Genomic DNA, 15137 nt, shown 5'->3' with positions numbered 1-15137 from the left:
ACTATTGCTGACCCAGCCCGAGGCTGTCGCGTAAAATTTGCAAACGCTCCACATCACCGTCGCTGGCTGCCTGTTGCAGAGAACGGGTAGGTGCGTGAATAAGGCGGTTTGTCAATTTGTGGGCTAATTCATGGATCACCGCCTGGACGTCAGCGCCCTGCGCAATCGCTGCGATGGCTTTGGCTTCTGCGTCGGCGCGAATAATATCAGCACGCGAGCGATAATCACGAATAATTTCAACGGCTCCCTGCGAACGCAGCCAGGCCATGAAGTTGGAGCTTTCCTGCTCAACAATAGTTTCCGCCTGAATTGCGGCGGCTTTGCGTTGGGCAAGATTGTTTTGAATGATGCTGTGCAGGTCATCAACACTGTAAAGATAGGCGTTGGCCAGTTTGCCGACTTCCGGTTCGATATCGCGCGGAACGGCAATATCCACCATCAGCATCGGCTGGTTACGGCGTGCTTTCAACGCGCGTTCCACCATACCTTTACCGATAATCGGCAGCGGACTGGCGGTCGAACTGATAATGATGTCAGCTTCGGCCAGACGGGAGTCGATATCCTGCAGGCTGATCACTTCCGCATTCACTTCACTCGCCAGCGCCTGCGCACGTTCGCGGGTACGGTTGGCGATCATCATATGGCGGACGTTATGCTGATGCAGATGACGCGCAACCAGCTCGATGGTTTCACCCGCGCCGACCAGCAACACACTGACTTCTGAAAGGGATTCGAAAATCTGACGCGCCAGCGTACAGGCGGCAAACGCGACGGAAACAGCACTGGCACCGATATCAGTTTCAGTACGCACGCGTTTTGCGACGGAGAAGGACTTCTGGAACAGTCGCTCCAGCTCACCGGACACCGCCTGACCATTTTGAGATTCGGCGAAAGCCTTTTTGACCTGCCCGAGAATTTGCGGCTCGCCGAGCACCAGCGAATCCAACCCGCTGGCGACGCGCATCAGATGGCTGACGGCTTCATTCCCGTGATGCCAGTACAAGCTTTTGCGCACTTCATCTTCGCTAAGATGGTGATAGTCACATAACCATTTCACCAGTTGATCCTGCAGATTCCCCTGCTGTTCAACGCTGAGATACAGCTCAGTGCGGTTGCACGTAGACAACACCACGCCGCCCTGCACCAGCGGTTGCTGGAGAAGACTGGAGAGCGCCTGATCGAGTGTCTCGGGTGAAAAGGTTACCCGTTCCCGCAGAGACACCGGGGCCGTTTTGTGGTTGATACCTAATGCAAGCAGGGTCATATGGGAAGCGGTTATCGGCTTATACTTTATAATAGTATGGGTTTACGTCTGCTGCGCATTCTACAAGATGCGCGAGATCAATAAAAGGCGTACAGCATCATCGGTTAAATCCAATTACAAATCAGCATTGTCCCAAAACAGCGGTATCACCGATCATCAGCACAGGGTTGAGAACACCCGATGCTTTGGCTGTGCTAAACTAGCGCACGCCGAATTTGTCCTGGCCCTTTTGGTTTATCGAGACATTTTGTTGACCAAAACAACATTCCGCCATCGCACAAAGGATTTAATCTGTTATGCCAATGCGTAAAACCCATTTTGTTCGCCTTCTCCCTCTTGCAAGCTTAGTGCTTGCCGCGTGTTCTTTTAATACGCCCAAAGGCCCGGCGACCAGCCCGACGTCTGCGCAATGGCGTGAACACGAAGCTCAGGTCAAACAGCTTGACCACTATCAGACCCGCGGCTCTTTTGCTTATCTTTCTGATAAGCAAAAAGTCTATGCCCGCTTTTTCTGGCAACAATATTCCCGTGACAGCTACCGTTTACTCCTGACTAACCCGCTAGGCAGCACCGAAATGGAGCTGAAAGTTCAAAGCGGCGTGGCGCAGCTGACCAATAATGAAGGCAAGCATTACACCAGCGACAATCCAGACGACATGATCCAGAAGCTGACCGGTATGTCGATCCCGCTGGATAATCTGCGTTTGTGGATGCTCGGCCTGCCGGGTGATGGCACCGATTTCACCCTCGACAGCCAGTACCGCCTTTCTCAGGTGAAATTCACGCAGAACGGCAAACCGGGCACCGTGGTTTACCAAAGCTACGACGACGACGCTAAACCTTCCCTGCCTCAGCGTCTGGAAATGACGCAGGGCGAACAACGCATCAAGCTGAAAATGGATAACTGGACGCTAAACTGAGATGACGCAGCAATTATGGCCGTCGCCGGCTAAACTCAATTTATTCCTATACATCACCGACCAGCGTCCAAACGGCTATCACGACCTGCAGACGCTGTTCCAGTTTGTGGATTACGGCGACAGCCTGAGTTTTACCGTGCGTGATGACGGCGCCATCGTGCTAACCACGCCAACGGACGGCGTGGCGGATGACGATAATCTGGTTGTGCGCGCCGCACGTCTTTTGCAGTCACACGCGGGCGTCTCTCAGGGTGCGGAGATTTCTCTGCAAAAACGTATCCCGATGGGCGGCGGTCTGGGAGGCGGTTCCTCCAATGCGGCGACGGTGCTCATCGCGCTCAACGTGTTGTGGAATTGTGGCTACTCTGATGCCGAACTGGCGCAGCTGGGTATCCGGCTTGGTGCCGATGTGCCCGTTTTTGTGATGGGTCATGCAGCCTTTGCCGAAGGCGTCGGCGAGATTTTGCTACCAGTAGAACCGCAGGAAAAATGGTTTCTGATTGCTCACCCCGGCGTGAGTATTCCGACCCCGGTGATTTTCGGCGACCCTGAACTGACCAGAAATACACCAAAACGCACTGTTAATGTGCTTTTGAACACGCCTTACGCAAATGATTGCGAACCGATTGCGAGAAAACGATTTTACGAGGTTGAACAGCTACTTTCTTGGCTGTTAGAATACGCGCCGTCAAGACTGACTGGGACAGGGGCTTGTGTGTTTGCCGAATTCGACACCGAATCTGCTGCCCGTCACGTTTTAGACAAAGCCCCATCGTGGATGCGGGGTTTTGTCGCGAAAGGCATTAACATTTCGCCCTTGCACCGTTTTCGTGAAACCTGGTTGAGGGATGCGGGCAAAGCGTAGAGCGTCACAGCGGTTTTGTGTCTGTTCTTTGCCAGCTACTTGCTACAACTTATTCACACCGAGTTTTGTTTTAAGATTCAAGATTTAAAGTTTTAAAGATTTTTATTTTCTCGTGAGCATAATGCTTTGGTACCGCTCACCGCCCGGTGGTGCCAAAAGCCAATGTCTTCCCTGGACGCAAGCCTGAGGTTCTTCTCGTGCCTGATATGAAGCTTTTTGCTGGTAACGCCACCCCGGAACTAGCACAACGTATTGCCAACCGTTTATACACCAGCCTTGGTGACGCCGCCGTCAGTCGTTTCAGTGACGGTGAAGTAAGTGTGCAAATCAACGAAAATGTACGTGGCGGAGATATTTTCATTATCCAGTCCACCTGCGCGCCTACTAACGATAACCTGATGGAACTGGTCGTGATGGTTGATGCCTTACGCCGCGCATCCGCCGGTCGTATCACCGCCGTTATTCCTTACTTCGGCTACGCACGTCAGGACCGCCGGGTTCGTTCAGCCCGTGTTCCTATCACCGCGAAAGTGGTGGCTGATTTCCTCTCCAGCGTTGGCGTTGACCGCGTTCTGACAGTGGATCTGCACGCAGAACAAATTCAGGGCTTCTTCGATGTGCCTGTAGACAACGTATTCGGCAGCCCAATCCTGCTCGAAGACATGCTGCAACAGAACCTGGAAAACCCAATCGTGGTTTCTCCGGACATCGGTGGCGTTGTCCGCGCCCGTGCCGTTGCCAAACTGCTCAACGATACCGACATGGCCATCATTGATAAACGTCGCCCACGCGCAAACGTTTCTCAGGTGATGCACATTATCGGTGACGTCGCTGGCCGTGACTGCGTGCTGGTTGATGACATGATCGATACCGGTGGCACGCTATGTAAAGCGGCTGAAGCACTCAAAGAACGCGGTGCGAAGCGCGTATTCGCTTATGCAACACACCCGATCTTCTCCGGCAATGCAGTGGAAAACATCCGTAACTCCGTCATCGACGAAGTCATCGTATGCGACACCATCCCGCTCTCCGCTGAAATTCGTGCGCTGAAGAAAGTCCGTACTCTGACGCTGTCAGGTATGCTGGCTGAGGCTATCCGCCGCATCAGTAACGAAGAATCCATTTCTGCGATGTTCGAGCATTAATCATCACGCCCCTGTTTTCAGGGGCGTTTTGTTTTACATGTTCTGATTCTTCAGAAATGTAAAAAACCGTTGTGGCGTGAGCGACAACGGTTTTTTTTATCCAGCCTTCAGGCTAAATCAGGAATGGCGATGAGACTTACTGCAACGTGAGTCGTAATGACGCACCCACCAGTAGCGATCTGCAACACGTTCGCGGCCACCAACTCTCGCACCGGCCAGCCATAAAATCGCACCGATAAAGATGCTGCCTATCGCGCCGTGCGCCAGGAACTGCGGAAGCCCAAGCTCAGGCAGTTGATTTAAAATGGAATAACCAACGCCACCGACCATTGTGAGCAAACCGAGACCCATCAGGGCATTGCCCAGTCTTGTTGCGGTTTTACGTTTCATATGTCACCTCCAGATAGCGTTCATTTAGCATCATTGCTGTCTTGTCTTTTCCTGCCTTAACTATAGACGTCCCATCCGGTTCACTTTGCGGCCACGATCACAATCACAGAACATTAAGTGACAAAACTTTACGTTTTCCAGATATATACGTTCGGAGGGTGAATAGTTATCCAGAGTCATTATTCATTTTTGTCTCTATATACCGCTTTTCCCCCGCCCTTTATTTGGCATGGCACTGACAGGCAGGTAAACTGTGCGCCTAAACCTCACCAGATTAAGAAGCGAAAACCGTGAGCAGCATTAAATTAATTGTCGGGCTGGCCAATCCCGGTGCCGAATATGCCCAAACCCGTCACAATGCGGGTGCCTGGTATGTCGACCTCCTCGCCCGCCAGCATAATCAGCAGTTGAAAGAAGAAAGTAAGTTTTTCGGTTATACCGCGCGACTGTCTCTGGCCGGTGAGGATGTCCGTCTGCTGGTGCCAACCACCTTTATGAACCTCAGCGGTAAAGCGGTACTGGCGATGGCGCAGTTCTATCGCATTGAGCCGGAAGAAATTCTTGTCGCCCACGACGAGCTGGATATCCCTCCCGGGCTGGCGAAAATCAAACTTGGCGGTGGCAACGGCGGCCATAATGGTCTGAAAGATATTCAGAGCAAATTCGGTAACAACCCGAACTTCTACCGTCTGCGGATCGGCATCGGTCATCCGGGCGATAAAAGCAAAGTGGTGGGATTTGTGCTCGGTAAGCCACCGGCCAATGAGCAAAAGCTGATTGACGATGCGATCGACGAAGCGCTGCGCTGCACGGAACTGCTGATGAAAGAAGGCCTGGAAAAAACCATGCGCCGTCTGCATAGTTTTAAAGCTGAGCTGTAACGCATTCAGACAGGGTGCAGAGAATCTTTGCGCCCTTTTCTCCCCACGCCCACCCGCCGTAACTCAAATTTCGTTATCTGTCCTGCAATTCCAAAGCTCTTTGTTGCCAACCGCAACTATTCATGAGCATTATGCGAATCTCATTTACATTCAGTTACGCCTAATGATTAACGTTGCTTTGATTGATGACCACGTGGTGGTTCGCTCTGGTTTTGCCCAGTTACTCGGCCTTGAGCCCGATATCCAGATTGTCGGCCAGTATACTTCGGCGGCGAATGCGTGGTCGTCGTTGCTGAAAATGAACATCGATGTGGCGGTGATGGATATTGCCATGCCCGACGAAAGCGGACTGAGCCTGCTTTCGCGCATACGCCACCAGCGACCTGATTTCCGGGCCATTATTCTAAGCATTTACGACACCACGGCATTTGTGCAAAGCGCGCTGGACGCCGGAGCCGGTGGCTATCTCACCAAGCGTTGCGGGCCGGAAGAACTGGTGCAGGCAGTGCGCACGGTTCACGCCGGTGGCCGTTATCTCTGTTCAGATGCCCTGCTGGCGCTGCGACAGAGCCAGCAAACGCCGAAAGCACTTCAGGCGCTGACGCCGCGCGAACGCGAGATTTTCGACTTGCTGGTCAATGGGTTGAGCGTGAAAGCGATCGCCGAACAGCTCGAACTCAGCCATAAAACCGTGCACGTCCATCGCGCCAATATTCTCGGAAAACTCCAGTGCGAAACCACCATCGAACTGGTGCATTTCGCCATCTTGCATAACCTCCTCGCCTGATGCGCAGAGTTGGCCTGACGCTGTTTCTCGCCATTTTCTACAGCCTGTGCTGGCTGGCGCTGTGGTCGATCAGTTTTTATCTCACGCAAAACGGCCAGCAGGCAATGCTGCTTCTGCCGCAGGGTTTGCGACTGGCTCTGATGACCCTGCTTTCCCGCCGATACTGGCCGGCGATGCTGGCCGGCGAGTGCGGTATCGCCGTCTGGCTGCACAGCGAACAATTGCAGACGCACTGGATTATTCTGCTTTCGCCGTTCCTTAGCCTGATCCCCGCCGCGCTGGTGCAGTTTTTCTGGCGGCGATTCACTCTTTACTGGCAGCGGCTATTGCTATTGCTTGGTGCCGTGGCGGGCAATAGCCTGTTGCAAATGGTGATACCGGGCCTGTGGCTAAGTTCACCGCTGAGCCAGACGCTGCTCGCCTCTTTCACCGGCGGCATTCTGCTGACGCCTTTCATCTATCTGATTTACGAATATCTCAAGCAGCAACATCTGCAAAACCTGCTGGCGCAGGAGATCCCCGATCCGCCGCTGCGCACCTCGTTACTGATCTGGTGCTCATTGTTCTTCGCCCTCGCCGTTTGTCTGCAAATGACGCTGGCACCCGAAGTGGAAAGGCTGCTGATCATTCTGGTATTTCTGCCCAACGTGGTGATGGCCTACGCCTTTGGCTGGCAAGGCGGCGTGCTGGCAGCGGTACTGGGCAGCCTGATGATCACCGTCACGCGCCAGATGAGCGGCGCGTTTCACAACCTGCTGGAACTGGAACTGTTTCTCTCGACGCAGGCGCTGCTCGGCATCGGGCTTGGGATCGCCATCAGCCGTCAGCAACAACTGGCATCGCATCTCAACCGCTACCGGTTGCAGCTGGAGAGGGAACTTCACACCCGCCGCCAGCTGACCGAACGGCTGGTGCATACCGAAGAAGCCGTGCGCAAGGAAATTGCCCGCGAGCTGCATGATGAGATCGGTCAGAACATTACCGCGATTCAAATCCAGGCGATGCTGGTCGACCGCAGCCAGCACGGTGACGCCACCCATGCTGCAGCGAAGCAGATCGGCGAACTGTCTCAGCGTATTCACCACACCACGCGGCAGCTGTTGCGCCAGCTCCGCCCGCCGGTACTGGACGAAATGGCGCTTGATAAAGCCCTGCATCATCTGGCCGGTGAATTTGCCTTCGCCCAGCAAGGCATCGATTTTCAGCTCGACTACCGGCTGCCGGGCGTGCCTACCGACGATACGCTGATTTTCACCCTGTACAGGCTGGTGCAGGAGTTGCTCAACAACATCAACAAGCATGCCGGTGCCACCGAGGTACGCGTCAGCCTGACCGAACAACAAAACATGCTGGTGCTGAACGTCTGCGACAATGGCATTGGCTTCACACAACCGATGAAAGAAGGGTTCGGGCTGCGCGGAATTGAAGAGCGGGTCCGGGCACTGGGCGGCGAATGGCTGCTCAGCCAGCAGGATGGCACGCGCATAATTGTTAAGTTGCCCACAGATTTGCAAAGAACACCGCCCTGACTAGGAATAATTCCTAGTCATCTAAAACCTTGTCTCATCCGCCCGACAAAACACCCGCCTACACTCGCCTCAATACGTTGGAGAACACCATGACCGCAACGCCGTTATCCGCCACCGATGTGGATAAAAACTATCGTTACTGGCGCGTGCATTTATTGCTGTCGATGGTTGCCGGTTACGCCGCGTTCTACCTCACCCGCCGGAGCGTGACCTTCGCCATGCCGGTGATGCAGTTGGAACTGGGTCTGACCAAAGGTGATATCGGCCTTCTCGGCACGTTATTTTATCTGGCCTACGGCGGATCAAAATTTATCTCGGGGATCTACAGCGACCGCACAGGAGCCCGCTGGTTTATGGGCGTCGGATTACTGATGACCGGCGTACTAAATATCCTGTTTGCCTTCTGCCATTCGCTGACTGCGCTGCTGATTGTGTGGACACTGAACGGATTTTTTCAGGGCTGGGGATGGCCGCCGTGCGCCAGATTGCTGACGCACTGGTATTCGCGCAACGAACGCGGGTTCTGGTGGGGCTGCTGGAATACCTCGATCAACATCGGCGGCGCGGCGGTTCCGCTGCTGTCGGGATTATTGGCAGCAACGTGGGGCTGGCAGGCGGCGTTACTGGTACCCGGCGCGGTGGGGATTGTTCTCGGACTGTGGCTGTGCCGCCAGTTATGCGGGACACCACAACAGGAAGGTTTACCGACCGTAGGCGAATGGCGACGTGATCCGCTGGAACTCCGGCAGGAACAGCAAAGTCCACCGATGGGCATGATGCAGATTTTGCGCCAGACGATTTTGCAGAACCGAACGCTGTGGCTGCTCGGCGTCTCGTACGTGCTGGTGTACCTGATCCGCATTGCGCTCAACGACTGGGGCAATATCTGGCTGGCGGAGAACCACGGCGTCAACTTGCTCAGCGCAAACGCGACACTGTCACTTTTCGAACTCGGCGGTTTGCTCGGTGCACTGTTCGCCGGATGGGGTTCTGACCTGCTGTTTCGCGGCCAGCGCGCGCCGATGATTTTACTTTTTTCACTGGGGCTGTTTCTGACTGTCACCGCCCTGTGGCTGGCACCTGTGCATCATTTCGGGCTGCTGGCGCTGAGTTTCTTCAGCATCGGATTTTTTGTTTTCGGCCCGCAAATGCTGATTGGCCTTGCGGCCACGGAATATTCACACAAAGACGCGGCGGGCACGGTGACCGGATTCCTCGGCCTGTTCGCCTACCTCGGCGCTGCGCTGGCCGGGTGGCCGCTGGCAGTAGTGATGCAACATTACGGCTGGTCGGGATTTTTTGCCGTACTGACGATGGCGTCGGCCTTCGTCGGGCTGCTGCTGATGCCGATGATGATGGCAGGGATCAGCAAACGCGAATTACAGTCCGCTCCGCCGGATAACTGACAAGGTTCTCTGTCCTGCAACATAACAAGAAAAAGGTAAACATCATGAAATGCAAACTCACCTACTCCCTCCTCGCCGCTGCCGTCGCCATGACCGCATTTACCGGTGCCGCACAAGCTAAAGGCCGTCTGGTGGTCTATTGCAGCGCCACCAATGCTATGTGTGAAGAAGAAACCAAAGCTTTCGGCGAAAAGTACGACGTCAAAACCTCCTTCATCCGCAACGGTTCCGGCAGCACGCTGGCTAAAGTCGAAGCCGAGAAGAAAAACCCGCAGGCGGACGTCTGGTACGGCGGTACTTTAGATCCACAGTCGCAGGCAGGTGAAATGGATCTGCTGCAGGCGTATAAATCCCCTAATCTCGCGCAAATCATGCCGAACTTCCAGGATCCGGCCAAGCGCAAAGGGAACTACTCCTCCGCCGTATACATCGGCATTCTGGGGGTCGGCGTCAACACCAACCGCCTTAAAGAGAAAAACCTGCCCGAGCCGAAGTGCTGGAAAGACCTGACTAATCCAATCTATAAGGGCGAAATTCAGATTGCCGATCCGCAGAGCTCCGGCACCGCCTACACCGCGCTGGCCACCTTCGCGCAACTGTGGGGCGAAGACCAGGCATTCGATTACCTGAAAAAGCTCAACACCAACATTTCCCAATACACTAAATCCGGCATCGCCCCGGCCCGTAACGCTGCGCGTGGCGAAACCGCAATCGGCATTGGTTTCCTGCACGATTACGCGCAAGAAAAAGAGAGCGGCGCACCGCTGAAACTGATCTCCCCGTGCGAAGGTTCCGGCTATGAAATCGGCGGCATAAGCATCCTGAAAGGCGCCCGCAATCTCGATAACGCCAAACTCTTTGTCGACTGGGCGCTGTCCAAAGAGGCTCAGGAACTGGCGTGGAAAAAAGGCCAGTCCTATCAGATCCTGACCAACACCACCGCAGAAACCTCCCCGAACTCGCTGAAAATGGGCGATCTAAAACTGATCAACTACGACATGGACAAGTACGGCGCGTCCGACATGCGTAAAGAACTCATCACCAAATGGGTCAATGAAGTGAAGATGGGCAAAGAGACTCAATAAAGCTCACCACTTAGCCTCTTCGCCTTAACGCGCAGGGGCATTATTTTCGCCAACACCTTTTACTTTCTCAATAAGGGGACGCTATGTCTCACTCACTAACCCTGCCTGACACCCGACGCCGCGACCCGGTTTTCGGCTGGCTGGGGCTGATTCTGGCGGCTTTTGTGCTGCTGCCGTCATGGAGCCTGGACTACGGTCTGCTCGAATCCACTTCGGATGAAATCCTTGCTGCCTACGGCTGGTCGGGGCTCAATCTCAGCCTGCTGTGGCTGATCTTGCCGATGGTTCTGCTGTTCCGTCCGCGTTATGCGCAGCGTCTGGAAGCCCGTCGCCGTCATCAGTTTGACGCCGCCTGGTCGGTGTTCTGCGCGCTGTTTATGATTGTCAGCGCCACGCTGACAGGTCACGGGCTGGGCTACGGCAGCATTCTGATGTTTATCGCACTCGGCGCGATTTGCTCACTGGCGCTTTCACGACTGGAATGGCTGGGCGGTGACCGCTTCGTGCTCGGCTCACTCATCTGCATCATCGCGCTGATCGCTGTCTTCATCATTTATCCGAGCATTGCGATTTTCATTCCGATGTTCACTAACGACGCCGGTGATTTCGCGCCGCTGGCGTTTATGGCCGTGCTCGGTCAGTCGCATATTTTGCGGGTCATCTGGAACTCGTTCCTGCTTTCGGTCGCCGTCGGCATCGGCTGTACTTTCTTCGGGCTGGTGCTGGCGATTTACACCACGCGTATCGCTAAACGGTCAGCGGTGATTGGCCGTATTTTTTCGATTCTTCCGATCGTCACCCCACCGTTTATCGTTGGCCTTGGCGTGACGTTGATGATGGGCCGCTCCGGTTATCTCACCGAGTTCATGGCGGACTGGTTCGGGCTGACCAACACCAACTGGCTGTACGGCTTCACCGGCATCTGGCTGGCACAGGTTTTGGCGTTCACCCCGATGGCGTTTATGATCCTCGACGGCGCAATCAAAACCATTCACCCTTCTCTGGAAGAAGCGTCGTATACCCTGCGCGCCAGCCGCTGGCAGACCTTCCACCGCGTATTTTTGCCGCTGCTCAAACCGGCGCTGGCCAACGCGTTTCTGATCGTCATCGTTCAGTCGCTGGCAGATTTCAGTAATCCGCTGGTGCTCGGCGGCAATTTCGACGTGCTCGCCACCCAGATCTACTTTTACATTACCGGTGCACAGCTGGACTATCAGGCCGCCAGCACGCTCGGCGTCATCCTGCTGGTGTTTTCCTTGCTGGTGTTCTGCGTGCAATACATGTGGATCGGCAAACGCTCGTACGTCACCATTTCCGGCAAAACGTCACGCGGCGACGTTCAGCCGCTGCCGGTCACGCTGGTCTGGGGAGTAACCGCGCTGCTGGCGGTGTGGGTGGCGTTCAACGCCCTGCTTTATGGCAGCATTTTCTACGGCAGCTTCACCGTCAACTGGGGCGTTGATTACACGCTGACTTTCGCCAACTTCACCAAGTTGTTCGGTCAGGGCTTCTCCGATGGCGCATGGCCTTCACTGCTCGACACCCTGCTCTATGCCGGGATCGCCGCGCCGATAACCGCCTTATTTGGCCTGCTGATTGCCTACATCGTGGTGCGCCAGCAGTTCCGGGGCAAAAAAACCATCGAGTTCAGCACCATGCTGTGCTTCGCAGTACCGGGAACGGTTGCCGGGATCTCCTACATTCTGGCCTTTAACAGCGCGCCGGTTTATCTGACCGGCACGGCGGCGATTGTCATTATTTCCATGGTGATGCGTAACGTACCGGTGGGGATCCGCGCCGGTATCGCCGGGCTGGGGCAGCTGGATAAATCGCTGGATGAAGCGTCACTCAGCCTGCGCGCCGGATCGATGCGCACGGTGATGTACATCCTGCTGCCGCTGCTGCGACCGGCGATTCTCTCCGCGCTGATTTACAGCTTCGTGCGCGCCATCACCACCGTCAGCGCCATCGTGTTTCTGGTCACGCCGGATACCCGCGTCGCCACCGCCTACATCCTCAACCGCGTGGAAGACGGCGAATACGGCGTGGCGATTGCTTACGGTTCGATCCTTATCGTCGTCATGCTGGCGATCATTTTCATCTTTGACTATCTGGTTGGCGAAGCGCGTATTTCCCGCTCAAAAGCCAAAACCGGCCAATAATTCTGGAGTGCTTTGATATGACCATGACAACTGAACATCCGGTTAAACCGGCACCGGCAGAAGCCACCAAAAGTTTTGTTGAACTGAAAAGCGTCGCCAAGCGTTTTGGCACCAATACCGTACTGGAAGGCCTGAATCTGGCGATCCCGAAAGGCAAAATGGTCACCCTGCTCGGCCCGTCCGGCTGCGGTAAAACCACCGTCCTGCGCATGGTCGCCGGACTGGAAAAACCCTCAGAGGGCCGCATTTTCATCGACGGCGAAGATGTCACCGACCGCTCGATTCAGCAGCGTGATATCTGCATGGTGTTTCAGTCCTACGCGCTGTTCCCGCACATGTCGCTTGGGGAAAACATCGGTTACGGCCTGAAAATGCTCGGAAGACCTAAAGCGGAGATCCGCGACCGGGTGCGTGAAGCCTTATCGCTGGTCGATCTGGACGGGTTTGAAGACCGCTACGTCGATCAGATTTCGGGCGGTCAGCAGCAGCGTGTGGCGCTGGCGCGCGCGTTGATCCTCAAACCGAAAGTGCTGCTGTTTGACGAACCGCTGAGTAACCTCGACGCCAACCTGCGCCGCAGCATGCGCGAAAAAATCCGCGAGCTTCAGCAGCAGTTCAACATCACGTCTTTGTACGTGACGCACGATCAGAGCGAAGCCTTTGCGGTGTCCGACACCGTGCTGGTGATGAACAAGGGCAAAATCATGCAGATTGGCGCACCGCAGGAGCTGTACCGCCAGCCCGCATCGCGCTTTATGGCGAGTTTTATGGGCGACGCCAACGTCTTCCCGGCGGATTTGCACCGCGACACGGTGGAGATTTTCGGCTACCGCATCCCGAAACCCGCTGCGTTCGCGCCGGGGATGCAGCAATGTACGGTCGGCGTGCGCCCGGAAGCGATTACCCTCGGACTACAAGGGGATGACAGCCAGCGCTGCACCATCACCCACGTCGCTTATATGGGGCCGCAGTATGAAGTAACAGTAGACTGGCACGGGCAATCACTGCTGCTGCAGGTCAACGCCACGCAGCTGCAACCCACCGCTGGCGATAACTTCTTCCTGCAGATCCACCCGTACGGAATGTTTGTTCTGGTGTGATGTAGGACTGAGATATGAAAAAGGTGCCGTTTTTATGCGGCACCTTTTGTGTTTCAGAGGGTATCTTCAGCGACGTAATACTCAGGGTCATCCAGCTCATGCGAACAGAACGGCCCGGCTTTTTTCAGCAGGCTTACGCAGTCGTTGCTCAGATGCCGCAGCCGGATGGTTTTTCCGGCCTCGAGATAGCGCGCCGTGAGCTTATCAATCGCCTCGACGCCGCTGGAATCCATCACCCGCGTGCCGGCAAAATCCAGCACCACGTTTTGCGGATCGTTCTTCGGCTCAAACAGTTCCGAAAACGACGCCGCCGAGCCGAAGAACAGCGGACCTTCAAGCTTATACACCGTCAGACTGCCCTTGGTTTTGTGTTCGCGAATGCGGATCCGCGCCTGCTGCCAGGCAAAAACCAGCGCTGAGATAATCACGCCGCTGATCACTGCCACCGCCAAATCGGTAAATATCGTAATCACCGTCACAATTACCATCACCAGCGCATCGGCCTTCGGCATACGACGAAAACGACGCAGCGAACTCCACTCGAAAGTGTTGTAGCAGACGACCAGCATGATCCCCGCCAGCGCCGCGACAGGCAGCAGGCCGATATACCCGGAAAGACTGACCACGAACAGGATCAGCAAAATCGCCCCGACGATACCTGAGATACGCCCACGACCACCGGAGGTGAAATTGATGATCGATTGCCCAATCATCGCGCAACCGGCGAAGCAGCCGAACAGCCCGCAAATTGTATTGCCCGCGCCCTGCGCGATGCTTTCCCGGTTGCCATTGCCTTTATGGCCGCCCATTTCATCAAGTACGGTCATGGTCAGCAGCGATTCAATCAGCCCGACCAGCGCGATGACCACCGCATACGGCAGCACCACTTTCAGCATCCCGACCGTGAAAGGCGCGACAGGCAGGCTGAAGTGTGGCAAGGCGCCGGAGATATCCGCCAGGGAGCCGACCCGCAGCGTATGCAGATTAAAACCAATCGCCACTGCCGAGACCACGATCAGCGCCGCCAGAGATGACGGAATGATTTTAGTCAGTTTAGGGAACAGCACGACGACGAAAATAGCCAGCAGCACCAGCCCGTACATCAGCGGCCCCTGCCCGGCTATCATATGCAGCTGCGCCAGCATAATCACAATCGCCAGCCCGTTCACAAAACCGTGAACCGCCGGCAGCGGCACCAGCCGGATAAATTTCCCGAGCCTGAATACGCCGATCAAAATCTGGATCACCCCGGCAAATATCGTCGCCCACAGCACATATCCCATGCCGTGCTGCGCCGCCAGACTCATCAGCACCACCACGATAGACCCTGCCGCGCCGGAGACCATCCCCGGTTTTCCGCCGAACAGCGCCGTCACCAGCCCGATAATAAACGCCGTGTGCAGCCCGACAATCGGCGACAGCCCGGCCACCAGTGAGAACCCCACCGCTTCGGGGATCATCGACACCGCCACCACAAATCCCGCCAGCGTTTCATTCTTTACTTCCGACAACTTAAGACCACGCAGGCTAAACATAAAACATCCGGTTCTTTTCCAGTCAGTTAAAAAATTGTGACAAGTATCTAAAAATGGCGAAAGCGAGG

Annotated in this window: 13 protein-coding genes; 10 read left to right on the top strand and 3 right to left on the bottom strand. The window is 55.4% G+C overall.

Annotated features, from left to right (window positions below; all coding sequences use genetic code 11):
- Position 1: 1 nt before the first annotated feature.
- Positions 2-1264 carry a glutamyl-tRNA reductase gene (gene hemA, locus GE278_10375; GenBank protein ID QLK61139.1) on the bottom strand — a complete coding sequence of 421 codons (1263 nt, stop codon included), beginning with the start codon at positions 1262-1264 and terminating at the stop codon, positions 2-4.
- 296 nt (positions 1265-1560) lie between these two features.
- Between hemA and lolB the strand changes: the two genes are divergently transcribed.
- The 3 genes from lolB (at position 1561) to prs (ending at position 4194) form a co-directional block, all read left to right on the top strand.
- Positions 1561-2184: a lipoprotein localization protein LolB gene (gene lolB / locus GE278_10370; GenBank protein QLK61138.1), complete on the top strand. Its 624-nt coding sequence runs from the start codon at positions 1561-1563 to the stop codon at positions 2182-2184.
- 1 nt (position 2185) lies between these two features.
- Complete coding sequence (gene ispE / locus GE278_10365; GenBank protein ID QLK61137.1) at positions 2186-3049, top strand: 4-(cytidine 5'-diphospho)-2-C-methyl-D-erythritol kinase; 864 nt, start codon at positions 2186-2188, stop codon at positions 3047-3049.
- A gap of 197 nt (positions 3050-3246) precedes the next feature.
- On the top strand, positions 3247-4194 hold the full coding sequence (prs, locus tag GE278_10360) for a ribose-phosphate diphosphokinase (GenBank protein ID QLK61136.1): 948 nt from the start codon (positions 3247-3249) through the stop codon (positions 4192-4194).
- 117 nt (positions 4195-4311) lie between these two features.
- Here prs and ychH read toward each other — a convergent pair whose 3' ends face one another.
- Complete coding sequence (gene ychH, locus GE278_10355) at positions 4312-4584, bottom strand: stress-induced protein YchH (GenBank protein QLK61135.1); 273 nt, start codon at positions 4582-4584, stop codon at positions 4312-4314.
- Positions 4585-4874: 290 nt separating this feature from the next.
- Between ychH and GE278_10350 the strand changes: the two genes are divergently transcribed.
- The 7 genes from GE278_10350 (at position 4875) to GE278_10320 (ending at position 13534) form a co-directional block, all read left to right on the top strand.
- The gene (locus GE278_10350; protein ID QLK61134.1) at positions 4875-5465 is read left to right on the top strand and encodes an aminoacyl-tRNA hydrolase; all 591 of its coding nucleotides are present in this window, start codon (positions 4875-4877) and stop codon (positions 5463-5465) included.
- 163 nt (positions 5466-5628) lie between these two features.
- A complete protein-coding gene (locus tag GE278_10345) occupies positions 5629-6252 on the top strand; it encodes a response regulator (protein QLK61133.1) in 624 nt (207 codons plus the stop codon).
- Entirely contained in the window at positions 6252-7781 is a 1530-nt protein-coding gene (locus GE278_10340) for an MASE1 sensor histidine kinase (protein ID QLK61132.1), read from the top strand. Before GE278_10345 ends, GE278_10340 begins: the two co-directional genes overlap by 1 nt.
- 89 nt (positions 7782-7870) lie before the next feature.
- A complete protein-coding gene (locus GE278_10335; GenBank protein ID QLK61131.1) occupies positions 7871-9187 on the top strand; it encodes an MFS transporter in 1317 nt (438 codons plus the stop codon).
- Between the two features lie 44 nt (positions 9188-9231).
- Positions 9232-10272 (top strand): extracellular solute-binding protein, encoded by a 1041-nt coding sequence (locus GE278_10330; protein ID QLK61130.1) that lies wholly within the window; start codon positions 9232-9234, stop codon positions 10270-10272.
- Between the two features lie 83 nt (positions 10273-10355).
- On the top strand, positions 10356-12434 hold the full coding sequence (locus GE278_10325) for an ABC transporter permease subunit (GenBank protein QLK61129.1): 2079 nt from the start codon (positions 10356-10358) through the stop codon (positions 12432-12434).
- 23 nt (positions 12435-12457) lie between these two features.
- Positions 12458-13534, top strand: coding sequence for a ferric ABC transporter ATP-binding protein (locus GE278_10320; GenBank protein QLK63264.1), 1077 nt, complete (start codon positions 12458-12460; stop codon positions 13532-13534).
- A 53-nt stretch (positions 13535-13587) separates the two neighbouring features.
- On the opposite strand, the gene GE278_10315 is transcribed toward GE278_10320, so the two are convergent.
- On the bottom strand, positions 13588-15069 hold the full coding sequence (locus GE278_10315) for an STAS domain-containing protein (protein QLK61128.1): 1482 nt from the start codon (positions 15067-15069) through the stop codon (positions 13588-13590).
- Between the last annotated feature and the right edge of the window lie 68 nt (positions 15070-15137).

Source organism: Enterobacteriaceae bacterium Kacie_13 (genome assembly GCA_013457415.1).
GTDB lineage: Bacteria > Pseudomonadota > Gammaproteobacteria > Enterobacterales > Enterobacteriaceae > Rahnella.
This window is presented reverse-complemented; position numbering and strand designations above follow the sequence as displayed.

What these genes read in the sequence shown, in the direction of transcription:
- hemA (QLK61139.1), bottom strand. Translation starts at nt 1,264, where the DNA reads ATGACCCTGCTTGCATTAGGTATCAACCACAAAACGGCCCCGGTGTCT.
- lolB (QLK61138.1), top strand. Translation starts at nt 1,561, where the DNA reads ATGCCAATGCGTAAAACCCATTTTGTTCGCCTTCTCCCTCTTGCAAGC.
- ispE (QLK61137.1), top strand. Translation starts at nt 2,186, where the DNA reads ATGACGCAGCAATTATGGCCGTCGCCGGCTAAACTCAATTTATTCCTA.
- ychH (QLK61135.1), bottom strand. Translation starts at nt 4,584, where the DNA reads ATGAAACGTAAAACCGCAACAAGACTGGGCAATGCCCTGATGGGTCTC.
- GE278_10345 (QLK61133.1), top strand. Translation starts at nt 5,629, where the DNA reads ATGATTAACGTTGCTTTGATTGATGACCACGTGGTGGTTCGCTCTGGT.
- GE278_10340 (QLK61132.1), top strand. Translation starts at nt 6,252, where the DNA reads ATGCGCAGAGTTGGCCTGACGCTGTTTCTCGCCATTTTCTACAGCCTG.
- GE278_10335 (QLK61131.1), top strand. Translation starts at nt 7,871, where the DNA reads ATGACCGCAACGCCGTTATCCGCCACCGATGTGGATAAAAACTATCGT.
- GE278_10330 (QLK61130.1), top strand. Translation starts at nt 9,232, where the DNA reads ATGAAATGCAAACTCACCTACTCCCTCCTCGCCGCTGCCGTCGCCATG.
- GE278_10325 (QLK61129.1), top strand. Translation starts at nt 10,356, where the DNA reads ATGTCTCACTCACTAACCCTGCCTGACACCCGACGCCGCGACCCGGTT.
- GE278_10320 (QLK63264.1), top strand. Translation starts at nt 12,458, where the DNA reads ATGACAACTGAACATCCGGTTAAACCGGCACCGGCAGAAGCCACCAAA.
- GE278_10315 (QLK61128.1), bottom strand. Translation starts at nt 15,069, where the DNA reads ATGTTTAGCCTGCGTGGTCTTAAGTTGTCGGAAGTAAAGAATGAAACG.